General features: G+C 40.9%; 25 protein-coding genes. 6 read left to right on the forward strand and 19 right to left on the reverse strand.

What is annotated here, in order from left to right; translation table 11 throughout:
* Window position 1: 1 nt before the first annotated feature.
* The 19 genes from ppk1 to ACYSN2_RS03950 all read right to left on the reverse strand — a co-directional run bounded on the left by ppk1 (window position 2) and on the right by ACYSN2_RS03950 (window position 16000).
* Window positions 2–2065 (reverse strand): polyphosphate kinase 1, encoded by a 2064-nt coding sequence (gene ppk1 / locus ACYSN2_RS03860; RefSeq protein WP_461748941.1) that lies wholly within the window; start codon window positions 2063–2065, stop codon window positions 2–4.
* Between the two features lie 60 nt (window positions 2066–2125).
* Window positions 2126–2539 carry a F0F1 ATP synthase subunit epsilon gene (locus tag ACYSN2_RS03865; RefSeq protein WP_461748942.1) on the reverse strand — a complete coding sequence of 138 codons (414 nt, stop codon included), beginning with the start codon at window positions 2537–2539 and terminating at the stop codon, window positions 2126–2128.
* 12 nt (window positions 2540–2551) lie between these two features.
* Entirely contained in the window at window positions 2552–3940 is a 1389-nt protein-coding gene (gene atpD, locus ACYSN2_RS03870; RefSeq protein ID WP_461748943.1) for a F0F1 ATP synthase subunit beta, read from the reverse strand.
* Between the two features lie 44 nt (window positions 3941–3984).
* Window positions 3985–4881 carry a F0F1 ATP synthase subunit gamma gene (gene atpG, locus ACYSN2_RS03875; protein WP_461748944.1) on the reverse strand — a complete coding sequence of 299 codons (897 nt, stop codon included), beginning with the start codon at window positions 4879–4881 and terminating at the stop codon, window positions 3985–3987.
* 42 nt (window positions 4882–4923) lie between these two features.
* On the reverse strand, window positions 4924–6474 hold the full coding sequence (atpA, locus tag ACYSN2_RS03880; RefSeq protein ID WP_461748945.1) for a F0F1 ATP synthase subunit alpha: 1551 nt from the start codon (window positions 6472–6474) through the stop codon (window positions 4924–4926).
* Between the two features lie 31 nt (window positions 6475–6505).
* A complete protein-coding gene (locus ACYSN2_RS03885; RefSeq protein WP_461748946.1) occupies window positions 6506–7054 on the reverse strand; it encodes a F0F1 ATP synthase subunit delta in 549 nt (182 codons plus the stop codon).
* Window positions 7055–7111: 57 nt separating this feature from the next.
* Entirely contained in the window at window positions 7112–7582 is a 471-nt protein-coding gene (locus tag ACYSN2_RS03890; RefSeq protein WP_461748947.1) for a F0F1 ATP synthase subunit B, read from the reverse strand.
* Between the two features lie 71 nt (window positions 7583–7653).
* Window positions 7654–7887 carry a F0F1 ATP synthase subunit C gene (gene atpE / locus ACYSN2_RS03895; RefSeq protein ID WP_461748948.1) on the reverse strand — a complete coding sequence of 78 codons (234 nt, stop codon included), beginning with the start codon at window positions 7885–7887 and terminating at the stop codon, window positions 7654–7656.
* A 73-nt stretch (window positions 7888–7960) separates the two neighbouring features.
* Window positions 7961–8782: a F0F1 ATP synthase subunit A gene (gene atpB / locus ACYSN2_RS03900; protein WP_461748949.1), complete on the reverse strand. Its 822-nt coding sequence runs from the start codon at window positions 8780–8782 to the stop codon at window positions 7961–7963.
* A 16-nt stretch (window positions 8783–8798) separates the two neighbouring features.
* Window positions 8799–9143 carry a hypothetical protein gene (locus ACYSN2_RS03905; RefSeq protein ID WP_461748950.1) on the reverse strand — a complete coding sequence of 115 codons (345 nt, stop codon included), beginning with the start codon at window positions 9141–9143 and terminating at the stop codon, window positions 8799–8801.
* A 90-nt stretch (window positions 9144–9233) separates the two neighbouring features.
* Window positions 9234–10073 carry a ParB/RepB/Spo0J family partition protein gene (locus ACYSN2_RS03910; RefSeq protein ID WP_461749033.1) on the reverse strand — a complete coding sequence of 280 codons (840 nt, stop codon included), beginning with the start codon at window positions 10071–10073 and terminating at the stop codon, window positions 9234–9236.
* Between the two features lie 35 nt (window positions 10074–10108).
* Window positions 10109–10885: a ParA family protein gene (locus ACYSN2_RS03915; protein ID WP_461748951.1), complete on the reverse strand. Its 777-nt coding sequence runs from the start codon at window positions 10883–10885 to the stop codon at window positions 10109–10111.
* Window positions 10886–10946: 61 nt separating this feature from the next.
* On the reverse strand, window positions 10947–11579 hold the full coding sequence (gene rsmG, locus ACYSN2_RS03920; RefSeq protein ID WP_461748952.1) for a 16S rRNA (guanine(527)-N(7))-methyltransferase RsmG: 633 nt from the start codon (window positions 11577–11579) through the stop codon (window positions 10947–10949).
* A 10-nt stretch (window positions 11580–11589) separates the two neighbouring features.
* A complete protein-coding gene (locus tag ACYSN2_RS03925; RefSeq protein WP_461748953.1) occupies window positions 11590–12792 on the reverse strand; it encodes a molybdopterin molybdotransferase MoeA in 1203 nt (400 codons plus the stop codon).
* Window positions 12779–13468, reverse strand: a complete 690-nt coding sequence (mobA, locus tag ACYSN2_RS03930; protein ID WP_461748954.1) for a molybdenum cofactor guanylyltransferase — start codon at window positions 13466–13468, stop codon at window positions 12779–12781. The genes ACYSN2_RS03925 and mobA overlap by 14 nt, the downstream gene beginning before the upstream one ends.
* Window positions 13458–13952, reverse strand: coding sequence for a molybdenum cofactor biosynthesis protein MoaE (locus ACYSN2_RS03935; RefSeq protein ID WP_461748955.1), 495 nt, complete (start codon window positions 13950–13952; stop codon window positions 13458–13460). The genes mobA and ACYSN2_RS03935 overlap by 11 nt, the downstream gene beginning before the upstream one ends.
* Window positions 13953–13958: 6 nt before the next feature.
* The gene (locus tag ACYSN2_RS03940) at window positions 13959–14207 is read right to left on the reverse strand and encodes a MoaD/ThiS family protein (protein ID WP_461748956.1); all 249 of its coding nucleotides are present in this window, start codon (window positions 14205–14207) and stop codon (window positions 13959–13961) included.
* A 160-nt stretch (window positions 14208–14367) separates the two neighbouring features.
* Window positions 14368–15246: a metal ABC transporter permease gene (locus ACYSN2_RS03945; RefSeq protein ID WP_461748957.1), complete on the reverse strand. Its 879-nt coding sequence runs from the start codon at window positions 15244–15246 to the stop codon at window positions 14368–14370.
* 1 nt (window position 15247) lies between these two features.
* Window positions 15248–16000 carry a metal ABC transporter ATP-binding protein gene (locus ACYSN2_RS03950; protein ID WP_461748958.1) on the reverse strand — a complete coding sequence of 251 codons (753 nt, stop codon included), beginning with the start codon at window positions 15998–16000 and terminating at the stop codon, window positions 15248–15250.
* A gap of 433 nt (window positions 16001–16433) precedes the next feature.
* Here ACYSN2_RS03950 and ACYSN2_RS03955 point away from each other — a divergent pair, with 433 nt between their 5' ends.
* The 6 genes from ACYSN2_RS03955 (at window position 16434) to ybgC (ending at window position 22161) form a co-directional block, all read left to right on the forward strand.
* Complete coding sequence (locus ACYSN2_RS03955) at window positions 16434–16778, forward strand: PilZ domain-containing protein (protein WP_461748959.1); 345 nt, start codon at window positions 16434–16436, stop codon at window positions 16776–16778.
* Between the two features lie 71 nt (window positions 16779–16849).
* Entirely contained in the window at window positions 16850–17653 is an 804-nt protein-coding gene (locus ACYSN2_RS03960; protein WP_461748960.1) for a TatD family hydrolase, read from the forward strand.
* A gap of 14 nt (window positions 17654–17667) precedes the next feature.
* On the forward strand, window positions 17668–19101 hold the full coding sequence (hldE, locus tag ACYSN2_RS03965) for a bifunctional D-glycero-beta-D-manno-heptose-7-phosphate kinase/D-glycero-beta-D-manno-heptose 1-phosphate adenylyltransferase HldE (RefSeq protein ID WP_461748961.1): 1434 nt from the start codon (window positions 17668–17670) through the stop codon (window positions 19099–19101).
* Window positions 19102–19416: 315 nt separating this feature from the next.
* On the forward strand, window positions 19417–20472 hold the full coding sequence (recA, locus tag ACYSN2_RS03970) for a recombinase RecA (protein ID WP_461748962.1): 1056 nt from the start codon (window positions 19417–19419) through the stop codon (window positions 20470–20472).
* A 261-nt stretch (window positions 20473–20733) separates the two neighbouring features.
* Window positions 20734–21660, forward strand: coding sequence for an RluA family pseudouridine synthase (locus ACYSN2_RS03975; protein ID WP_461748963.1), 927 nt, complete (start codon window positions 20734–20736; stop codon window positions 21658–21660).
* Between the two features lie 108 nt (window positions 21661–21768).
* Window positions 21769–22161 carry a tol-pal system-associated acyl-CoA thioesterase gene (gene ybgC / locus ACYSN2_RS03980; RefSeq protein WP_461748964.1) on the forward strand — a complete coding sequence of 131 codons (393 nt, stop codon included), beginning with the start codon at window positions 21769–21771 and terminating at the stop codon, window positions 22159–22161.
* The last annotated feature ends 6 nt before the right edge of the window (window positions 22162–22167 follow it).

The raw sequence follows: 22167 nt of genomic DNA on the forward strand, positions 1-22167 counted from the left end.
GTTACTCTCGTGATCGTAATAACCGTTCTTGAGCAGAAAGCATAGCGCCTCTCTCTTCCGTTGTAAATCTCTCTTGCTTGTATTCATTCGTTTCGCCATCTAAAATCCATGCCGTATGATCCGAAAAATACGCAAGCAGACCTTCATTCAAAATATGCCGTTTAATCGCCTCATATTCTATCGGCACTGCAATCTCGATTCTTCGAAAGAAATTTCGGTGCATCCAATCTGCGCTAGAAATATAAACTTTCTCTTCGCCGGCATGATAAAAACTAAAAATCCGGGAATGCTCTAAAAATCGGCCCAAAATCGAATACACTTTAATATTCTCTGAGAACCCAGGAAGCCCAGGTCTTAAAGAACACGCTCCTCGCACTAATAGATCAATTTTCACACCGGCATTAGATGCTTCATAGAGCTTCTCAATAATGAGTGGTTCTAATAACGCATTCATTCTCGCCATGATATGCGCTTTGCGACCCGCTTTTGCTTCTTCGATTTCGAAATTAATATATTTCAATAAATTATCATACAACGTAAATGGCGATTGCCACAGCTTTCGAAGCTCCGGCGGTCTTCCTAAACTGCCCAATGTCACAAAAATATCTGTGACATCTTGCGCAATTTCTCGATCGCTCGTCATTAAGGCAAAATCTGTATAGAGCTTTGAAGTGCCTGAATGATAATTTCCGGTGCTTAAATGCGTGTAATATTCTAAGTAATCTGGGTTCTCTTCTGTGGGTTCATTGCGTACAATCAACAACATTTTCGCATGGGTTTTATAGCCAAAAATGCCGTAAACCACTTTTACGCCGGCTTCTTCCAATATAGACGCCCACGTTAGATTCGTTTCCTCATCAAAGCGTGCCATCAATTCACAAACGACATTCACCTCTTTGCCATTTTTTGCAGCAATCACAAGATTCTTCATCAGTTGAGAATCATTGCCGGTGCGATAAATCGTCATTCGAATCATCTGTACCTGTGGATCTTTTGCCGCTACTTCTAATAATCTTACAGTCGGCGCAAAACTATCAAAAGGATGGTAAAAGAGCTGATCTTTATTGCGGATAATGGAAAAAATATCATCAGTATCCACCCATTTTTCGGCATATTTGGGAATAAATTCTGGATAAAAAAGATCACTTCGATGCTTTAAGAATTCACGAAGCTCGTTAAAGCGAGTGAGGTCTATAAAATGGGCAATAGGATAAATTTCTGTTGCCGGCAATTCAAATTCTTTTGCTAAAAAATTTCGGAGATTTTTCGGCATATTTGCGCTAATTTCTAGACGTACCGCATGCCCAAAATTACGCTGGTGTAACTCCCCTTTCAGCGCCTGATGGAGATTCGTCAACTCTTCTTTATCAATAAAGAGATGACTATTTCGGGTAACCCTAAATTGATACGCAGCTTCCACGATAAAACCATCAAAAATTGTTGTCAGCTGATCCCGAATCACTTCACTCGTAGACGTAAAACGAACCGTGCCATTATCGCTCGATAGTTTAATTAAAGACGGCAAGTTTTTAGGGATAGAGAGCATTGCCGTATCCACTTCCCGCCCATAAATATCTTTGCCCTTCAGCTCGATAATGTAGTTCAGCGTTTTATTGTAAATATGAGGAAAAGGATGCGCAACGTCGAGCGCTATCGGTGTTAATAGAGGATTGATGCATTCATGGAAATAGGTCGTCAGATATTCTCGATCTTCCACACTCCAATCATTGAGCCCTACAAATTCAATGGCATCGTCACTTTTCAATAGTGGCAATATCTCTTCCATTAACACCGCATATTGCTCTTCCACCAATGCCGTCACACGATTAAAAATCGATTCTTGCCAAACTGCAACCGGCTCGCCATCAATCTGACTTTCACCGGCAAAAATACGCTCCTTAATATTGGCAAATCGGACTTCAAAAAACTCATCTAAATTAGAAGAGACGATGGTAATAAAATTTAATCGCTCAAGTAGTGGCGTATCAGGATTTTCCGCCTGTTTTAATACTCTTTCTTGAAAAGCTAAAATCGATTTTTCACGATTAATCAGAGGAATATTCATCGCCACTCTCTCCAGTCAAAAAAAAGCCCGTCAATTAGACGGGCTTTTAATTATTTTTAATTAAATTTTTGTCAATCTATTTACTGCATCTAATTGAGATTTCGCTAATGATAATTCAATCAACGCTTTCTCAACATCAAGCTCAGGCTTACCTGACTCAATTGCTGCTTTTGCTTCAGCTTGAGCTTTCGCAACTGCTGCGGCATCAAGATCTTTAGCACGCTCAGCACTATCTGCGAGAACAATAACTTCATGAGGTTGGATTTCAAGTAAACCACCTGAAACCCAAATAATCTCTTCCGTACCGTTTTCTAATACTAAACGTACTTGTCCCGGCTTAAGCTGAGCTAAAGTAGGAACGTGACCAGGATATACGCCTATCTCACCCGTAACTGCTGTAGCTGCAAAAAAGGAAGCAACTCCTGTAAAAAGCTCTTTTTCAGCACTTACAATAGTGACATTGATAGTTTTCATATGATCCCCTTATTACTTTTTCTTCTCTTTCGCGTAACGATCAAGAACTTCGTTAAAGTTTCCTGTCATATAGAACATTTGCTCAGGAATATGGTCACCTTCACCTGCAAGAATTGCTTTGAAGCTAGTAATAGTATCTTGAAGTGAAACGTATTTACCAGGAGCACCTGTAAATACTTCTGCAACGTGGAACGGTTGAGATAAGAAACGTTGGATCTTACGAGCACGTGATACTGTAAGTTTATCGTCTTCTGAAAGCTCATCCATACCAAGAATTGCAATAATATCTTTAAGTTCTTGGTAACGTTGAAGAATCATCTGTACGCCACGAGCAACATCATAGTGTTCTTGACCAATTACTAATGGGTCTAACTGACGTGAAGTTGAATCTAATGGATCTACCGCTGGGTAAATACCAAGAGATGCGATATCACGTGAAAGAACGATTGTTGCATCTAAGTGAGCAAACGTTGTTGCTGGTGATGGGTCAGTTAAGTCATCCGCAGGAACATAAACCGCTTGTACTGATGTGATAGAACCTTTCTTCGTTGAAGTAATACGCTCTTGAAGAACACCCATCTCTTCAGCAAGTGTTGGCTGATATCCAACCGCTGATGGCATACGACCTAAAAGTGCTGAAACCTCAGTACCTGCAAGTGTATAACGATAGATGTTATCGATGAAGAGTAATACGTCTTTACCTTCGTCACGGAAGTACTCGGCCATTGTAAGACCTGAAAGTGCTACACGTAAACGGTTACCAGGTGGCTCATTCATCTGACCGTAAACCATCGCAACTTTATCTAATACGTTTGAATCTTTCATTTCGTAGTAGAAGTCGTTACCTTCACGAGTACGCTCACCAACACCTGCGAACACTGAAAGACCTTCATGTGCTTTAGCGATATTATTGATAAGTTCCATCATGTTTACAGTTTTACCAACACCGGCACCACCGAAAAGACCAACTTTACCACCTTTTGCAAATGGGCAGAGTAAGTCGATTACTTTGATACCTGTTTCGAGAACTTCTGTAGAACCCGCTTGGTCTTCGTAGCTTGGTGCTTTTCTATGAATTGCCCAATGATCTGAAGCTTCAACTGGACCTGCATAGTCAACTGGACGTCCTAAAACATCCATGATACGACCAAGAGTACCTTCGCCTACCGGTACAGAAATTGGATGTTTCGTATCTTCTACTTCAAGACCACGTTGAAGACCATCTGAACTACCCATTGCGATCGTTCTTACGATTCCATCACCTAATTGTTGTTGTACTTCTAATACGAGATCGTCTTTAGATCCAACAACTTTAAGTGCACTATATATACTTGGAACGGCGTCGCGTGGGAATTCCACGTCAACAACTGCACCAATTACTTGTACAATTTTTCCTGACATACTTATCTAAACCTCTATTAACCCAAATTTTTGTTAACGTCGTATTAATTGATTGCTGCCGCACCACTAACAATTTCAGTAATTTCCTGAGTAATTGCCGCCTGACGAGCTTTGTTATAAATCAATTGTAATTCATCAATGAGATCGCCAGCATTATCACTCGCAGCCTTCATCGCAATCATTCTTGCAGCCATTTCACATGCTACGTTTTCAACAACTGCTTGATAAATCGAATATTCAATATAACGATCAAGAACAATATTCATTAATTCTGCAGGTGCAGAGTCATAAACATAATCCCATGCTAAGTTCGAGTCAGCAGCTAAGCTTTCAAAACCTAATTGGTCCTGAAGAACTCCAGGAACCACTGGCAATACTTGGACTGAACGAGGGTTTTGCGTCATTGTATTCACAAACTCGTTAGCAAAAACATGGAGTTCGTCAATTTTACCTTCTTGGAAAAGATCTAGCATTGCAGTTGTAATACCAATTAAATCTTTCGACGAAGGTGCATCACCTAAGTTATTCACAGTCGCTACAAGATTGCCGCCAAAGCGTGAGAAAAAAGCATTCGCTTTATTTCCAACTGTCGCGATCTCAACTTCAATACCTTTGTCTTTCCAAACTTTCATTTGATTCGCGACAACTTTAAATAAGTTATTATTTAAACCGCCCGCTAAACCACGATCAGAACTAACAACGATAATTCCTACACGTTTTACATCACGCGTAGCTAAGTATTGATGTGTGAACTCTTCAGGTGTTGCTTCACCTAAATGCGCAGCAAGTTTTACGATTTGCTGTGCATAAGGGAAAGATTTATTACGGCGAATTTGCGTAGCACGCATTTTACTCGCTGCAACCATCTCCATCGCACTAGTAATCTTCTGAGTATTACTAATACTTTTAATCTTACTACGTATTTCTTTTCCAACAGCCATGAAATTCCTACCTAATTGCTATGTTACGAACTAAAAAGTAGCTTATGCTACTTTCCAGCTTCCACCTTTCTTAAATTGACCAACAACTTTACCAAGTGCAGATAAAACGTCATCGTTATAAGCACCTTTGCTGTTAATGTTCTTTAAGAGCTCTTGGTCTGTTGCATTCGCTGATGCAATTAAACCCTGTGCAAATGGACGTACTTCTTCAATTGGCAAATCATCAACATATTCGTATTCAATAGCATAAAGAATTAATGCCATTTCTGCGATTGTATATGGACGATATTGTGCTTGTTTCATCAACTCCATTACGCGTTGTCCACGAGCGAGCTGTCTACGAGTTACTTCATCAAGATCCGAAGCAAACTGTGAGAACGCTGCAAGTTCACGGTACTGAGCAAGTGCTAAACGAACACCACCACCTAACTTACTAATAAGTTTAGTTTGTGCCGCACCACCCACACGTGATACAGAGATACCTGCGTTCATCGCTGGACGTACACCAGAGTTAAATAAGTCTGACTCAAGGAAGATCTGCCCATCAGTGATTGAAATAACGTTAGTTGGTACGAACGCAGAAACGTCCCCACCTTGTGTTTCAATAATAGGAAGCGCTGTTAATGAACCAGTCTTGCCTTTAACTTCACCGTTAGTGAACTTTTCAACATAGTCAGCGTTAACTCTTGCTGCACGCTCAAGAAGACGTGAGTGAAGATAGAAAACGTCTCCAGGATATGCTTCACGACCTGGTGGACGACGAAGTAAAAGAGAAATTTGACGATATGCAACAGCTTGTTTAGATAAGTCATCATAAATGATTAACGCATCTTCACCACGGTCACGGAAGTATTCACCCATCGTACAACCTGTGTATGCTGATAAGTACTGCATTGCTGCAGAATCAGATGCACCCGCTGCAACAACAATTGTATGATCCATCGCGCCATGCTCTTCAAGCTTCGCTACGATGTTTGCAATTGTTGAGTTTTTCTGACCGATTGCAACATAGATACATTTGATACCACTACCTTTTTGGTTAATGATTGTATCGATTGCAATTGCAGTTTTACCTGTTTGACGGTCACCGATGATTAACTCACGTTGACCACGGCCTACTGGAACCATTGAGTCAATTGCGATATAACCTGTTTGCATTGGTTGATCAACTGATTGACGATCAATAACACCTGGTGCAATTTGTTCGATTGGTGCAGTTAACTTAGTACCAAGCTCACCTTTACCATCGATAGGATTACCAAGACCATCAACAACACGGCCTAATAATTCTGGACCAATTGGTGCTTCAAGAATACGACCAGTACATCTTACTTTGTCGCCTTCTGTAATTTTTTCATAATCACCAAGAAGTACAACCCCTACTGAATCTCTTTCAAGGTTCAATGCAAGACCGCGTACACCGTGTGGAAGTTCAACCATTTCACCTTGCATCACAGAATCAATTCCGTGAACGCGAGCAATACCATCAGTTAAACTAACAACTGTACCTTCAGTTCTTTCTTCAGGTTTGAGTTCAAATTCTTCAATCTTGGATTTAATGAGATCACTGATCTCAGATGGATTTAATTGCATCTTTTAAATCTTCCTTTTATATTCATTAAACTTAATTCATTGATCGGATCATGCCGTCTAAACGACCTAAAATCGAACCATCAATGACTAAATCATCTATTTTTAAAATAGCACCACCTAATAAGGAAGGCGAAATGGTTACTGTTAATTCGATCTCTTTATTAAAACGCTTCTGAAGAGCTTTAACAAACATCTCTTGTTGCCCATCCGTTAAGGCATATGCACTCTGCATTTCGACCTCAAGAATGTTTCGTTCAGCTAATAAACGCATTCTGAACTCGTCATAAACAGATGGCAAAATCTCATAGCGTTTATTTTCACTAATCGTTCTCAAGAAACCATTCTCTTCTTCAGTGAGAGCTCGATTCAAAATCTTAGCTGACAACTCACCTAAGAATGCTTTTTTCTTTTCGAAACCCAACTCCGGTAAGCGCATCACTTCACAAGTTGCTTCATTCCCCATTAATGTTTTTAATGAGTTAAGAAATTCCATCCAGCGATCAGCGCTTTGTGGATTTTCTTTGGCAATCATGAACACGGCTTCCGCGTAAGGTCTTGCTACTGTTGCTAATTCTGACATATTACTTTTACATCGTTTATTAGTTATCAAAATGCTCTTCGAAAGAAGAGCAGGCGACTATAGTTGTTTTGCTAACTCATCTAACATTTTAGCGTGAGTTGTCTCATCAACTTCTTTTTCAATGATCTTGCTTGCGCCTAAAATACTTAAAGCTACAACTTGTTGTCTCAAGCTTTCAGTCGCTTGATTAAGTTCTGCTTCAATTTTTGCATGCGCTGCATCAATCTCTCTTTGCCCAACTTCTTTACTATCTTCTTTAGACTTTGCAATTAAGCTATCTGCCTGTTGCTGAGCTCTGCTAACTAAGTTAGCCGCTTCGAGATGTGCTTGTTTAAGAAGTCCATCTACTTCAGCTTCAGCTGATGCTTGTGCCGCAACGCTTTCTTCAGCAGCTGCTAAGCCTTCAGCGATTTTAGTACGTCTCTCTTCAATAGCTTTGATTAAAGGTGGCCAGATAAACTTCATAACCACCAAAACCAAAATGAAAAAGACGATAAACTGGGCAATCAAGGTTGCGTTAATATTCATTTTACTACCTATCCTTTCATATGCCTATACCAACAAATGTCTTTACCACTTAAGCTTTAAGTGTAATGTAATTATGCACCTGTGAATACAGTCATACCGAAGAATACAGCAATACCTACACCGATTAAGAATGCAGCATCGATAAGACCAACGAGGATGAATACTTTTGGTAAAAGTGAATCCATGATTTCTGGTTGACGTGCTGATGCTTCGATGTATTTAGAACCTAACATAGAAATACCTAATGCTGCACCGATCGCTCCAAGACCAACGATGATACCACATGCAATTGCTACTAAACCCATAATATAACTCCTATTTTTAAGAAAACACTAACGTTAACAATAATTATGAAACACAATCTTTCGACTGATTCTTTTAATGAGATTCATGCGCCTGACCAAGATACACTAAGGTCAATGTCATGAAAATATAAGCTTGTAAGATCACGATTAAGATATGGAAGATTGCCCATGCCGCACCTGCGAATACATGTAACCCCATTCCCCAAAGTGTTCCTGTTGCACCTAAAAGTGCGATCAACATAAAGATTAACTCACCGGCAAACATGTTACCAAAAAGTCGCATGCCGAGAGAGAAAGCTTTAGAAATAAATTCAACAATATTTAAAATGAAGTTTGCTGGTGCAAGCCAAATACCAAATGGTGCACAGAATAGCTCTTTTACAAAGCCCATGCCCTTCGCTTTAATAGAATAGAAGATCACTACTGCTAACACTGCTGTTGACATACCGAGCGTTGCGCTCACGTCAGCTGTAGGAAGAATTTTATGATATGGAAGTGCTTCGCTAAGTCCTAATACATCAATTACTTTAGGTGCTAAATCGATTGGTAAAAGGTCAAGTGAGTTCATTACAATAATCCAAAGGAATACTGTTAAACCTAAAGGTGCGATAAATCCTTGTGGACCATTTACGAGAGTTTTAGATTGTTTCTCTGCGAATTCTACGAGGATTTCAACAAACGCTTGGAATTTCCCAGGAACGCCAGCTGTTGCTTTACGAGAAGCAGCCCAAAGAAATAAAATCACAATAATTCCGCACACTACAGACCAGAACACAGTATCAAGGTTGATCAAGTTGAAGTTAACAAACTCGTCAGCTCCTTGCGCAATACCTGTTTGGTTTAAGTTTACGAGATGGTGTCCAATATACGATGCATTTGTTAATTCACTAGCCATAGTTCTCTCTATACAATTACTTTTCTCTTCTTAAGGAAGATATCAACACATACCCAAGGGGAACTTGCGATACGACTATAATCCCAATTAGGAACGCGAATAAATTCGGATCCTCAATTATCATGATGCTCACTAAGAAGAGCAGCAAAATAATAAATTTATTAAAGAAGACGCCTACCCAAAAGAACACCTTATGGAATCGCACTAACGTCATATTCGCAGCCATAAATACGTTTGGTATTAACATAGAAATACCTGCCGCAAATAGTGACAACGCCGTTACACCATCATATATTGACCAAGCAACCATTGTTGTTAGCAATAAAACAGCGAGTTGCGCTACTACAATTCTAGGAATCATCAGATCCTCGCCTTTAAAATCATGCCAAGATTATAGTCGCCAGCCCTCACAAGGTCAACTTATTCGTAGCGATTTTGTAGCTTTTCATAACTACCTCTTTATTTTCAATAGAATACCATCGAGTTCTTCTAAAGAATTATAACGGATGACTACTTCGCCTTTTCCCGCTTTTTTTGTTTTAATTTCTGTAGTTACGCCTAAAAACTCACTCAGATCTCTCTCAAGCCCAACCACATCTTGGTCTTTCGCTTTCACTTTCTTGCTTGAGCCCTCTTTCTCCTTATTTAATAAAGTCTTGACGAGTTGCTCTGTTTCACGAACGGTTAATTGATTCTCAGCAACTTTATTGGCAACCACCGCTTGCTCTGCTTTCGGCAAAGCTAATAACGCACGCGCATGCCCCATATCAATACTTTGTGAAGCTAATAACTGCTGTACAACTTCATCAAGCTCTAATAAGCGAAGCGTATTGCTAATGGAAGAGCGAGATTTCCCAATCACTTCCCCTGCTTCTTGATGCGTTAATTTAAATTCTTCAATCAAGCGCTTTAACGCAATCGCCGTTTCAACAGGATTTAAATTTTCCCGTTGAATATTTTCAATCAAAGCAACCGCAAGGGCTTCCTGATCGCTCATCTCTTTGAAGATGACAGGAACTACTTTTAATCCCGCTAATTGTGAAGCTCTCCAGCGGCGTTCCCCAGCTAAAATCTCAAATTGACCACCTTCTACTTCTCGAACCACGATCGGTTGAATGATCCCTTGAGATTTAATCGAGGATGCCAATGCTTCTAGCGCATCTTGATCAAAAAAACGGCGTGGCTGATATTTTCCAGGTTGAAGCTTCTCAATTGAGAGCTCTTTCACCCCTTCCCTATCTACTTTCACCGTATCTGTAGCAACTTCCGCTCCCGTTTGGCTGAGTAACATCTCTAAGCCACGACCCAATCCTCTTTTTTTCACAATTACCTCTTTTTGCTTCGAGTAATAACTTCACGTGCTAAATCTGTATATGCTACAGCGCCTTTAGATTTTCCATCATATACCGTAATAGGAACGCCGTAACCAGGTGCTTCAGCAAGACGAACATTTCGTGGCACCATCGTTTCAAACATACGATTTCCAAAGTGCGCCTCTAAGTTTTCAGAAACTTGTACCGCAAGCGTATTGCGCCCATCGTACATCGTGCGCAAAACACCCATAATATTTAATTCAGGATTGGTCGCCGCTTTCACAGAAGAGATCGTATCCATTAATGCCGATATTCCTTCCAGCGCATAATATTCACACTGCACCGGAATGATAATATCTGTTGCTGCGGCCAAGGCATTGAGCGTTAACATATTGAGTGAAGGTGCACAATCGAGCACAATAAAGTCAAAATTGCCTCTAATCGGCTCTAATGCGTTCTTTAATGTATAAACACCATTAGGTTCTTTTGCCAATAATACTTCTGCACCGGTAAGCTCGCCATTCGCACCGATCAATCTCAATCCTGCTTTTTCAAGATCCATGATCACTTCTGCGATAGATGCTTCCCCTAAAAGTAGGTCGACAACACCATATTCTAATGATTGTTTATCAACGCCAATGCCGGTTGTAGCATTTCCCTGTGGATCTAAATCAATCAGTAATACGTTTGGGCGCATCTTGCTTTCCGTTAAACTTGAAGCGAGATTCACAGCCGTCGTTGTTTTACCAACGCCGCCTTTCTGATTTGCGATTGCGATGATTGTTGCCAATTACAGTTCCTACCTTTTTACATAAAACAAATAAATTCAAATAAAAATTATATCAAAAATCTTACTTCGATAAGAAGATCAAATGACGCTCTTCAAAAAGTCCCGGAACATGGAGTTCTACAATTTCCCTATTCGGAAATTGCGATACATTCTCCCACTCTTCTGAAATAAACTTCCCTTTCATCGCCGCCATTTTGCCTTGATCATGCACTAAATGCTCTGACCAATTCACCATATCCTCACCACTTGCGAAAGCTCTAGATAACACCGCATCATAGCGCTCTTCTGGCTGATGATCTTGCACTCTTGAAGTAATGATTTCCACATTTGGCAAGCCAATTTCAAGCTTCATCTGTGTAATAAAACGCGTCCGTTTAATCGCACTATCTAAGAGCGTAAACGAGGCATTTGGCATCACAATGGAGAGCGGAACGCCCGGCAATCCGGCACCTGTTCCCACATCAATAAATCGGCCATTAGGAATTCTTGGCTCTAATTCCGGCGCTAATACAAGAGAATCCAACAGATGCTTAATCAGCATCTCTTTAGGATCTGTAATTGCCGTAAGATTATATGCCTTATTCCAGAGCAACATCCCTTGTAGATATTTCGTTAACTTTTCGCACGCTTCATCACTCACTTCAAAAGTGAGTTGATCAACGGCATTTCTGACATCTTCTTTCTGAATACTCATACTTTAATACTTACGCTTTCGCGACCTCTTTTGGAAGCGGGTAAATTCTCACCAAGCTTCCCTTTTCTGTTGTTTGATGCTCTTTCATTTCAATTAAGCAGTTGGCATAACTTAAACCGCTTAACATTGCCGAGCCTTGTAATCCGCTATTATCTACGAAATATTCGCCGGTTGCATCTTGATAATAATGACCTCGCAAAAACTCTCGGCGTGGCTGAATTCGATCGCTACCAAAATTAATGGTTGCCATGAGTTGTGGTAATTCCGGCGCAACGCCTTTTAACTTTTTAATCGCCGGATATCCTAGTAGATAAAATGTCGCATATGCCGACACCGGATTTCCCGGGAGCATTATGATATGACAACTTCCGATTTTTCCCCAGCCAAAAGGTTTACCAGGTTTAATCGCAAGCTTCCACATATTGAGCTCGCCCAGTTCCGTAATCGCTCTTGCGATAAAATCGGCTTCTCCAACTGATGCGCCGCCACTTAAAATCAAAAGGTCATTCTCTTTCGAGGCTTTCGACAGTGCCGTTAAAATCGTGTCATAATCATCTTTTAAAATCCCGCCATCTTGCACCTTGGCGAGCGTTGAAACCCATGCAAGAAGCTGATAACGATTCGCATCAAAAATTTGGCTCTCTTCCAGTGTTTCCCACGGTTCTTTCAATTCATTGCCAGTAGAAAACACCGTAATACGAAGCTCTTTAAAAACTTTAACTTCCCAAATTCCTTGTGATGCCAAAAGCGCAATCGCCGCAGGATCTAACACATGACCTTTTGAAAAGAGCACTTGCCCTTTTTCGATCTCTTCTCCGCGATAACGGATATTCAATCCCACCGGCGTTGCAACCGTTAGCGTTAATTGATCTCCCGAAACTTCCGTATTTTCTTGCATAACAACGCTTGTGACGTTCTCTGGCGTTTTCGCACCGGTAAAAATACGCGCCGCTTCTCCGGCATTTAAAGCGCAATTTACGGCATCTCCCGCCATAATTCGCTCAACAATTTTAAACTCTCGAAGTTTGCCGGTCGGATCACACAAGGCATATCCATCCATGGCACTATTATCAAATTGTGGAGAATCGTAGTTTGCCACACAATCTTCCGCTAACTGCCGATCATATGCGCCGGCAAGATTCACGGTTTCCGCCGTTCTTTCTAACGTCATTCCCGCTAATAATTCTTGTAAGGCAACATCATAATTCTTCATTCATCAGCTCCTCAAGCTTTGCAATATCTTGCATACTATTACAATTCAAAAATGTCTGTTCATCCGGAAACTGCACCGATTGTGCCGATACCGCTTCCAATAATGCCCGAATTCGTAAATCTTCGGTATCTAAAATGCCGGCAACGATTCGTAATTCTTTCACGCGCCCTTGCAAATAAAGATAATGATTTCTCTCTTCCGTCACAGGATATACCACCAAGCTTTCATTCTCTTTCCGAGCCGCACTTAATTTAGAGACTAAATCTTCCGGAATCAGTGGTCCATCACAGCTCACCACTTGTACGATATCTTCATCTTCCAAAGTGTCTAGCAAACTTGCGATGCCGGCTAACGGCCCTTTTCCTCGCCACTTTTCACAATCTTGAATAATGGGCAATTGAAAAGCTTCATAACGTTCTAAATCTGCATTTGCCGAAATATAGAGCTGATCCACTTGCGGCGAGATTCTGGCAATCACATGCGCAATCAAAGGTTGTTGAGTAGCAATCTCGGTTGAAGTTTCGATTTTAGCTTCAACTTCACTCTCGGCTTTCAGCCCAGATTTAAGCGCACTATTTTTTCCGGCATTTTTTAGCGGCACTAATCCTTTATTTTGATAATCCATGCGCCGGCCAACGCCGCCTGAAAGAATAAGTCCGATGATATTACGCTTCATCTGCATCCTTAGAATTTGCTTGAATGTCTTGCCATCTTGCTAAGATCTCTTGATCGCTCTTTTTCGCTTCTACCCAATAATTTCGCCCATCTTTCAGAAATTCTTTCTTCCAAAAAGGCGCTTCTGTCTTAAGGTAATCCATAATGAATTCTGCGGCTAAAAATGCTTGTAAACGATGTTTTGCCGTGACGATTAAGAGCACAATCGGATCATCGGCATATAGCGCACCCACTCGATGAATCACTCGGCAACCGGCAATATCCCACGTTTTTTTCGCTTCATGAATAATGCGGATAATCTCTTTTTCCGTAACGCCGGGGAAATGCTCCAACTCCATCTTTTCCAATTCGACGGATTGATCAAATTCTCGCACCATTCCTTGAAAGAGCACTAAAGCGCCGGCATCGCCGGATTTTTCAATGAGAGAATCGCTCTCTGTTTGCAATTCAAAAGGATTCGTTTGAATCGTGACATCAATATGCATGAAAACTTAACCTCCCGTGACCGGCGGTAAAAGCGCAACACGATCGCCGGCAGTGATTTCAGTCGGCGCAAAAGTAATCTCTTCATTCACAACTACGCGGAAAACTTTCTCCGGCGCTAATGCCGTTTCCCAAATGTCGCCACGCTCGCGAAGTTGAGCTAACAATATTTCCGTATCTCCAGATTCCCAAGCGATCGTTTCCTCAACGCATTGAAGCTGATCCTTTAAATTCCCAAAATATGTCACTGTAATCATTGCAACTCCTAGCTGTTAGCTGTCTATCTTTAACTTCCCGTTTTCAATTTTTAATCTCAATTTCTAATCTGTTATCACTGTAACGAATTTCATTCCACTCTGACGAATATTTACGTTTTATTGAGCCATTTTATTGATGCTTTTCACTTATACTTTTCACTTATGCTTTTCTGTGGCGTTTCTGCCCTTTTCTTCTCAGCAACCCACCTTCTGCGCCGAATATCAGCGAAATCACATAGAAAAACGCTAATACCACAATAATCATCGGCCCTGATGCGATATCATAATGCACCGAAGCGACTAATCCGAGATAAGCACTTAAAATGCCGGCAATCATCGCAATTAGCAATACGCTTTCCATGCGATTACTCCAAAGCCTTGCGCAAATTGCCGGAATCATCATCATTCCAACTGTCATTAATGTTCCGAGTACTTGGAACGAAGCGACTAAATTGAGCACAACTAAAAAGAGAAAAATGCCGTAAAAAAAGAGCCCGACCTTTGTTTTGAGCGCCAAATAGAGCGGATCAATCACATACAGCAGTAACGGACGATAGATGAACGATAACATAAGAAGCGTGATCACAAGTACGCCCCAAATCAAATAGAGGGACGATTCATCTACCGCTAGCACAGAACCGAATAGAATATGAAGCAGATCTGCTTGCGAACCAATCTCCATAATGAGCACAACGCCAATGGCGAGCGAAAAAAGATAGAGCGCCGCAAAGCTCGCATCTTCTTTTAAATTTGTGTAATGGGATACCAGCGACGCGATAATCGCAATCAAAACGCCGGCAATCACACCACCGACGCTCATGGCATAGATGTTAAATCCAAAGAAGAGAAACGCAATGGCAATTCCCGGCAAAACGCCGTGACTAAGCGCATCGCCTACTAAACTCATACGATTTAATAGCAAAAATACGCCCACCAACCCTGAAGAAACGGCAATCATCACAGATGCCACAAGTGCCCTTTTTAGAAAAGGTAAACTTACAAACGGATCAATAAACAGTGCATATAGAAGTTCTAACATATTAATCCTCGCACCATGTGCTACTTTCCCAACCTAGAGATACTGATTCCGCTCGCAGTAAATTATCGCCGGTCACAACTTCGGCACTTTTGCCAAAAGCGATCTTATCGCGTGCGAGAATTAAGGTATTCGTGAAATATTGACAAGCGATATTCAAATCATGCAATACGGCAATCACTGTTTTTCCGGCATCTTCCCACTGCTTAATGAGCGCACAGAGCTCTTTTGTGGTTCTTGCATCCATCGCATTGAAAGGTTCATCCAATAAAATCAAGTCAGCACCTTCCACAACAATTCTCGCAAAGAGTGCTTTTTGAAATTGTCCGCCTGAAAGCGAATCAATACTTCGCTCGCCAAAACCTTCAAGCCCAACAAACGTTAAAGCATCTTCCACTTCGTTCCGTGCTTCTTTCGACAATCTGCCGAATAGTCCCATTTTATGAAACGCGCCGGCGCTCACTAATTCAAATAGCGTTAACGGAAGATCTCGGCGAATTTCTGAAATTTGCGACAGGTAGCTCACTTTCAATGCCGGACTCTTCTGAATGGAACCTTCAGAATATGAAACTAAACCCATAATCGCTTTTAACAACGTACTTTTCCCGGCGCCATTGGGTCCGATAATCGCCGTACTTTCGCCTTTAGGAAATGCCACAGAGAGATGATGCACCACAGGATGCGCTTTATAGCTGACGGTTAAGTTCGTAATTTCAAGCGCATTCATTGGAAGATTCCTGCCCTGAATATTCGCCACTCAACTCTGTTCATATCCATCATCCTGTTAATTCCTATATCAACTTCAAATACTAAAACTGCATATACCTTTATTCTATGATCTCGAAAACATTCTAAATGCGCCTTAAAACATCTGATTTAGATTGAATATGACTCGAATATCAACTGAATATTGATTCAATATAATAGCGTAAATTAAGTGCTTGAGCGCTGTTATCGTGATATTTTCAGACAAATAACCACGCACTTTCACGGTGCTATCTCGAAACTCGCCCGAGATCATGCGATAATGTGCGCCATTATGAATATCCGTGATCATTCTTAGGCAGAGCAAGAGGGCGTTCTAGAAAGATCATCTCTTGGGAAAATCACTCCGATTGATTGCAGATCACGAATCATGCAAATCGCTGATTTAAATTGAATTAAAGTCGCGCATTAATGAGAGGCAGTTTATGAGCAATCCTAAAAAAATTACGGTGCATTTTAAAAATGCTGAACAACTTGCGGAATATTATCTTCCCTTACTGCAAAATGGCGGATTTTTTTTCGCCACGGATTATGCTTTTAAACTTCATGATGAAATCCTGCTTCAATTAACGCTTCCCGATGGCGATACAACGCCGGTAGACGTCACCGGATCCGTTGCATTTATCAATCCTACGGCAAAAGCCGAATGCTTACATATTACAGATAGCCAAGGCGCCGGCGTTGCGCTGATTTCACCGCCAAGTTATCTCACCGCAAGAATTCACGCGCTTCTTCGAATGCATGAAGCGATGCATGCAACAAATTCATAGAATCCAGAATCTTTAGGGATTAATCTTTGGAGATTCTAAACTTATCCTCAAACAACACGATAAAATCACTTATGACAACCCCAACCTTTATTGATTCCCACTGCCATCTGAATATGCTCGATCTCTCGGCGTATGATAATCGCCTCGAAAATCTGCTGGAGATTATTCAGAAAAATAACGTCAATCATATGCTCTGCGTGAGCGTGGATTTAGATCGTTGGGATGAAATGGCAACGTTAGTCGAAGATTTCGATCAGATTTCTCTTTCTGTCGGCGTTCATCCCGGCGCTGTGCCGGCAAATATTCCGGCAAGCATGGAAAACTTTACACCCATGCTCGCAAATCCTAAAGTAATTGCCATTGGGGAAACAGGCTTAGATTACTACTACTCCACAGAACACAAAGTGGCACAACAAGCTTCTTTCATCACGCAAATTGATATTGCTAAAGCAACTCAAAAACCGCTCATTATCCATACAAGAGAAGCAAGAGCTGACACCATCAACATTTTAACTGCCGAAAATGCTCGCGATGTCGGTGGCATTTTGCACTGTTTTACCGAAAATTGGGATATGGCAAAAAAAGGTTTGGATCTTGGCTTTTATATCTCTTTTAGTGGCATTATCACCTTTAAAAATGCCGCTGAATTACGAGAAGTGGTTGCGAAAACGCCGATTGATCGCATGCTCATTGAAACCGATGCACCCTATTTAACGCCGGTGCCGTATCGCGGAAAAGCCAATCACCCAGGACTTGTGCCTTTGGTGGCAAAAACAATCAGTGAAGTAAAAAATATTCCCATCGAGGAAGTTGCCCGTATTACTTCACAAAACTTTAAAGATTTATTTCAGCATAATCTCACAATCTCTATTTAATTTTGAGGCTTATAATGACACAACGAATGACTCAACCTATCGCTAAAATCGCCGTATTCGGTGACATCATGATTGATAGTTATTGGATTGGTTCCACAAACCGCATTTCTCCTGAATCTCCTGTTCCTGTTGTAAATATCAACCATACCGAGAACCGTTTAGGTGGCGCTGCGAACGTTGCCCTCAATATCAGCAAGATGGATTGCCCTGTGACATTATCAGGTCTTGTAGGCGTTGATCATAATGCGGAAGAGCTGAAGGCTCTGTGCCAAAAAAATGCGATTCAAACAGATTTTGTGGCTGAAAATGGTTTTGCGACCATTATGAAACTTCGCGTAATTAGTCGTCAGCAACATATTGTTCGCTGTGACTTTGAAGAAGCACCAGAATTAACGCCGGCACTCACGCAAAAAATTACTGATTCTCTGCATAAAATCATCGATCAAAATGATCTCATCGTGCTTTCTGATTACAACAAAGGCTTTCTTTCCGATCCGCAAAGCCTGATTCAATATGCAAGAAGCCAAGGAAAGTTTGTCATTATCGATCCGAAAGGCGAAGATTTTACAAAATACCGTGGTGCTTCCTTAATTACGCCTAATACCAGCGAATTCGAGGGCGTTGTAGGAAAATGCAAAGATGAAGCAACGCTATTTGCGAAAGCAGAAGCTTTACGAGAAGAGCTAGAGCTAGAAGCCCTGCTTGTGACTCGCAGTGAAAAAGGTATGACGCTCTTTGAAAAAGGCAAAGCACCTGTCACGTTCTCGGCAAAAGCACAGGATGTTTTCGATGTTACCGGCGCCGGCGATACAGTGATTGCGATGCTTGCCACACAAATTGCAAAAGGCACATCTCTGCCACAAGCATGTAAAATTGCCAATGTCGCAGCTTCCATTGTGGTTGGAAAAATGGGCGCATCTTACGTTACGCAAGAAGAGCTCGATTTTGCATTAGGGCAATCAGATCATCCGCATAATTTGGTACTCTCAAAAGAAGCCCTCCTTCACGAAGTAAAACGCGCCAAGATGAATAACGAAACCGTTGTCATGACGAATGGTTGCTTTGATCTTCTGCATCGTGGGCATGTGAAATATTTAGAAGAAGCAAGCAAACTTGGGCATCATCTGATTGTCGCTCTTAATTCTGATAATTCCGTGAAACGTCTCAAGGGCGAAAACCGTCCTGTGATGGATGAAGTGAGCCGAGCGACCGTTTTGGCATCTCTCTCTTCTGTGGCTTGGGTCACATTATTCGAAGAAGATACGCCGGAAGAATTGATCAAAGCGGTATTGCCGGATGTTTTAGTAAAGGGAAGCGATTATTCAGTAGAACAAATTGCCGGTGCTGAAGCGGTCATCAACAACGGCGGAAAAGTCGAGCTGATCGACTTTGTCGATGGATATTCGACAAGTAAAGCGATTGAAAAGATCACAAGCTCTCAATCGTAAAATACGAAATACGATTGATAAAATCAGGAACAGAAATTAAAACTGAATGTGATAAAACAAATCTAAAAACGGGCATAAAACCTGAAAAGCCAGAAAATAAGAATGTAGTTTTCAGGTTTATTCCCTTTTAATTCGCACTTCAATATGTTATTCACTATGCTAATTCTTTCATAGCATGCGAATGTCTCTCATCAAACAGCAATAATGATATTGTAAATTTGATGAAAACTAATGAAATAAATACATAAATGTAATTTTATGGCATAATTAACACTTAAATGTGATTTTAAACCCTCGTAGATAAGGATTTTTAAAATGGATGAAAACAAACGCAAGGCTCTCCAAGCGGCATTAGGTCAAATCGACCGTCAATTTGGTAAGGGTTCAGTAATGCGCCTTGGTGATCAACAAGCATCAATTAATATTACTCCTGTATCTACAGGTTCTATCGGTCTAGATATCGCTCTCGGCATTGGCGGTTTACCGAAAGGTCGTATTGTTGAAATTTTTGGACCTGAATCTTCTGGTAAAACAACCTTAACGCTCCATGTGATTGCTGAAGCGCAAAAAATGGGCGGAACCGCTGCATTTATCGATGCGGAGCATGCGTTAGATCCATCATATGCCGCTAAATTAGGGGTAAATGTTGAAGATCTCTATATTGCACAACCGGATAATGGCGAGCAAGCATTAGAAATCACAGATACATTAGTTCGTTCTGGTGCGGTAGATATTATCGTTGTTGACTCCGTTGCGGCACTTACGCCAAAAGCTGAAATTGAAGGTGAGATGGGTGATTCTCACATGGGTTTACAAGCAAGACTGATGAGCCAAGCGCTCCGTAAGCTTACAGCGAACATCCAAAAATCAAATACCCTTGTGATTTTCATCAACCAAATCCGTATGAAAATTGGCGTCATGTTTGGAAACCCTGAAACAACAACAGGTGGAAATGCTCTTAAATTCTACTCTTCTGTTCGTTTAGATATCCGTAGAATAGGTGCCGTAAAAAAAGGCGATGAAGTGATTGGTGCAGATACGCGTGTTCGTGTTGTTAAAAATAAAGTTGCTCCGCCATTTAGAGAAGCAAAATTTGAAATTATGTATGGCGCAGGAATCGATACTTTAGGTGAAGTCATTGATTTAGGAGTTGATGCCGGCATCGTCGATAAAGCAGGCGCTTGGTACAGCTACGGCGATACCCGTTTAGGTCAAGGTAAAGAGAACTCAAAACAGTATCTTCGTGAAAATATCGCAACTGCTCAAGAAATTGAAAAACGTGTGCGTGATCACTTCATTACTGTAACTGCACCTGTTGAAATCGAAGAAGATGAGGAAGAAGATCTTCTCTCGCCAAAACCTAAAAAATAGGTTTCAACACAACTTGCACGACTGAACTCCATCAAAACTAAGATAGAGTTCAAACCATTATCATTATTAAAACGCCTTTTTTAAGGCGTTTTTCTTTTTCAGATTTTTTCTTCGCGACTTTACTCCTAGACTTTACTCTTAGATTCCTCCCCCTTCTCTTCTTTTACTTTGAATTTCCCTTCTTTAATCTTAAACTAGCGTCAGCTAATCCTGTAATCCAGTTCTACAAATCAGTTTTTACATTTTTCCAAAAGGTTTCACATGTCACATCCTGAGAATACGAAATTTTATCCTGCCACAACCGTTAAAGTGGATATTCATCAAGATGGACAGCGCCTTGATAACTTCTTAATGGCACAATTTAGAGAGCTTCCTAAAGGTCGAATCTATCAAATGATTCGCAAAGGCGAAGTGCGTATTAATAAAGGTCGAGCGAAACCTATTTCACGTCTAAATGCCGGCGATATCGTCAGACTTCCGCCGGTGAAGATTGAATTAAAGGAAGAGATTCATATTCCAGATCAAGCATGGAAAGAATTACAGTCACATATTCTGTTTGAAAATGCCGATTTCATGATCATCGATAAACCTTCCGGCATTGCCGTACATGCAGGCTCTGAAATTCCTTACGGCATTATTGAAATCATCAAAGCTTTCTCAGACCATGATTTTCATGAATTAGTGCAACGTTTAGATCGAGAAACAAGCGGATTATTACTCATCGCTAAAACAGGAAAAGCCTTACGAGAGTTGCAAAATACCGATCTGACTCGTCAATATACATTAGTTATTGCCGGCAATTGGCAACAGAAGTTCCCACAAGAAACCACCATCATTACGGATCCTTTAGATACAGAAAATCGCCAAAATGGGGAACGTCATGTGATTGTTTCAAACAATGGGAAAGAAGCGGAAACGCATTTTTCTCTGCTCAAGCAAGGCAAAAAAGCATCACTTTTAAATGCAGTGTTAAAAACAGGAAGAACCCATCAAATTAGAGTCCATAGTTCGGCCAATGGCTTCCCAATCTTAGGAGATCAGCGCTATTTCCCAAATGACTCCTCTTCTGCAAAACGGTTAATGCTTCATGCTTCTTTACTAAGCTTTCCTTTATTTGGCGAAAACTACACTTTTCAAAGCACAATTCCGCATGCGTTTACCGATATTTTCCACCGCTTAAATCGTTAATATCCGCGCTAACATTTAGATTGAGATAATATTAACGGCGAAATTTATCATAATATCGTGTAAAATATTCCTATTTCTTTTACAGCAGAAGGTCAGCCATAAAACATTATGCTGCAAGACACAGAATTTTTTGAATTACCCATTCGGGTTTACTACGAAGATACAGATGCCGGTGGAATCGTTTATCATTCCACCTATCTTAACTTCATGGAGCGCGCCCGTACTGAATGGCTCATGTCGAAAGGGATTAATCTCAATACGCACGCACAGGAACATTTTGAAATGTTTGTCGTTCGTAAACTCGATATTGAATACCGATCGCCGGCATATCTTTGCGATGATCTCATCGTTCGCTCGCATATCCATCAAAAAAGCAAAACACGAGCGATTTTCCAACAGACCATCTTACGAGGAGAAGAGATTCTCACAAATGGTCAAGTGGAAATCGTCACCTTAGATGTGAATAGTCGCCGTCCTAAACCTCTTCCAAGTTTTTTCTAAAGAAGG

The sequence above is a fragment of the Ignatzschineria sp. LJL83 genome (assembly GCF_054871845.1).

What these genes read in the sequence shown, in the direction of transcription:
- mobA (WP_461748954.1), bottom strand. Translation starts at nt 13,468, where the DNA reads ATGAAGCGTAATATCATCGGACTTATTCTTTCAGGCGGCGTTGGCCGG.
- ACYSN2_RS03905 (WP_461748950.1), bottom strand. Translation starts at nt 9,143, where the DNA reads ATGATTCCTAGAATTGTAGTAGCGCAACTCGCTGTTTTATTGCTAACA.
- atpA (WP_461748945.1), bottom strand. Translation starts at nt 6,474, where the DNA reads ATGCAATTAAATCCATCTGAGATCAGTGATCTCATTAAATCCAAGATT.
- hldE (WP_461748961.1), top strand. Translation starts at nt 17,668, where the DNA reads ATGACACAACGAATGACTCAACCTATCGCTAAAATCGCCGTATTCGGT.
- atpD (WP_461748943.1), bottom strand. Translation starts at nt 3,940, where the DNA reads ATGTCAGGAAAAATTGTACAAGTAATTGGTGCAGTTGTTGACGTGGAA.
- ACYSN2_RS03935 (WP_461748955.1), bottom strand. Translation starts at nt 13,952, where the DNA reads ATGCATATTGATGTCACGATTCAAACGAATCCTTTTGAATTGCAAACA.
- ACYSN2_RS03975 (WP_461748963.1), top strand. Translation starts at nt 20,734, where the DNA reads ATGTCACATCCTGAGAATACGAAATTTTATCCTGCCACAACCGTTAAA.
- ACYSN2_RS03955 (WP_461748959.1), top strand. Translation starts at nt 16,434, where the DNA reads ATGAGCAATCCTAAAAAAATTACGGTGCATTTTAAAAATGCTGAACAA.
- ACYSN2_RS03910 (WP_461749033.1), bottom strand. Translation starts at nt 10,073, where the DNA reads ATGTTACTCAGCCAAACGGGAGCGGAAGTTGCTACAGATACGGTGAAA.
- ACYSN2_RS03885 (WP_461748946.1), bottom strand. Translation starts at nt 7,054, where the DNA reads ATGTCAGAATTAGCAACAGTAGCAAGACCTTACGCGGAAGCCGTGTTC.
- ACYSN2_RS03940 (WP_461748956.1), bottom strand. Translation starts at nt 14,207, where the DNA reads ATGATTACAGTGACATATTTTGGGAATTTAAAGGATCAGCTTCAATGC.
- ybgC (WP_461748964.1), top strand. Translation starts at nt 21,769, where the DNA reads ATGCTGCAAGACACAGAATTTTTTGAATTACCCATTCGGGTTTACTAC.
- ACYSN2_RS03865 (WP_461748942.1), bottom strand. Translation starts at nt 2,539, where the DNA reads ATGAAAACTATCAATGTCACTATTGTAAGTGCTGAAAAAGAGCTTTTT.
- ppk1 (WP_461748941.1), bottom strand. Translation starts at nt 2,065, where the DNA reads ATGAATATTCCTCTGATTAATCGTGAAAAATCGATTTTAGCTTTTCAA.
- ACYSN2_RS03925 (WP_461748953.1), bottom strand. Translation starts at nt 12,792, where the DNA reads ATGAAGAATTATGATGTTGCCTTACAAGAATTATTAGCGGGAATGACG.
- ACYSN2_RS03945 (WP_461748957.1), bottom strand. Translation starts at nt 15,246, where the DNA reads ATGTTAGAACTTCTATATGCACTGTTTATTGATCCGTTTGTAAGTTTA.
- atpB (WP_461748949.1), bottom strand. Translation starts at nt 8,782, where the DNA reads ATGGCTAGTGAATTAACAAATGCATCGTATATTGGACACCATCTCGTA.
- atpE (WP_461748948.1), bottom strand. Translation starts at nt 7,887, where the DNA reads ATGGGTTTAGTAGCAATTGCATGTGGTATCATCGTTGGTCTTGGAGCG.
- ACYSN2_RS03960 (WP_461748960.1), top strand. Translation starts at nt 16,850, where the DNA reads ATGACAACCCCAACCTTTATTGATTCCCACTGCCATCTGAATATGCTC.
- recA (WP_461748962.1), top strand. Translation starts at nt 19,417, where the DNA reads ATGGATGAAAACAAACGCAAGGCTCTCCAAGCGGCATTAGGTCAAATC.
- ACYSN2_RS03890 (WP_461748947.1), bottom strand. Translation starts at nt 7,582, where the DNA reads ATGAATATTAACGCAACCTTGATTGCCCAGTTTATCGTCTTTTTCATT.
- atpG (WP_461748944.1), bottom strand. Translation starts at nt 4,881, where the DNA reads ATGGCTGTTGGAAAAGAAATACGTAGTAAGATTAAAAGTATTAGTAAT.
- rsmG (WP_461748952.1), bottom strand. Translation starts at nt 11,579, where the DNA reads ATGAGTATTCAGAAAGAAGATGTCAGAAATGCCGTTGATCAACTCACT.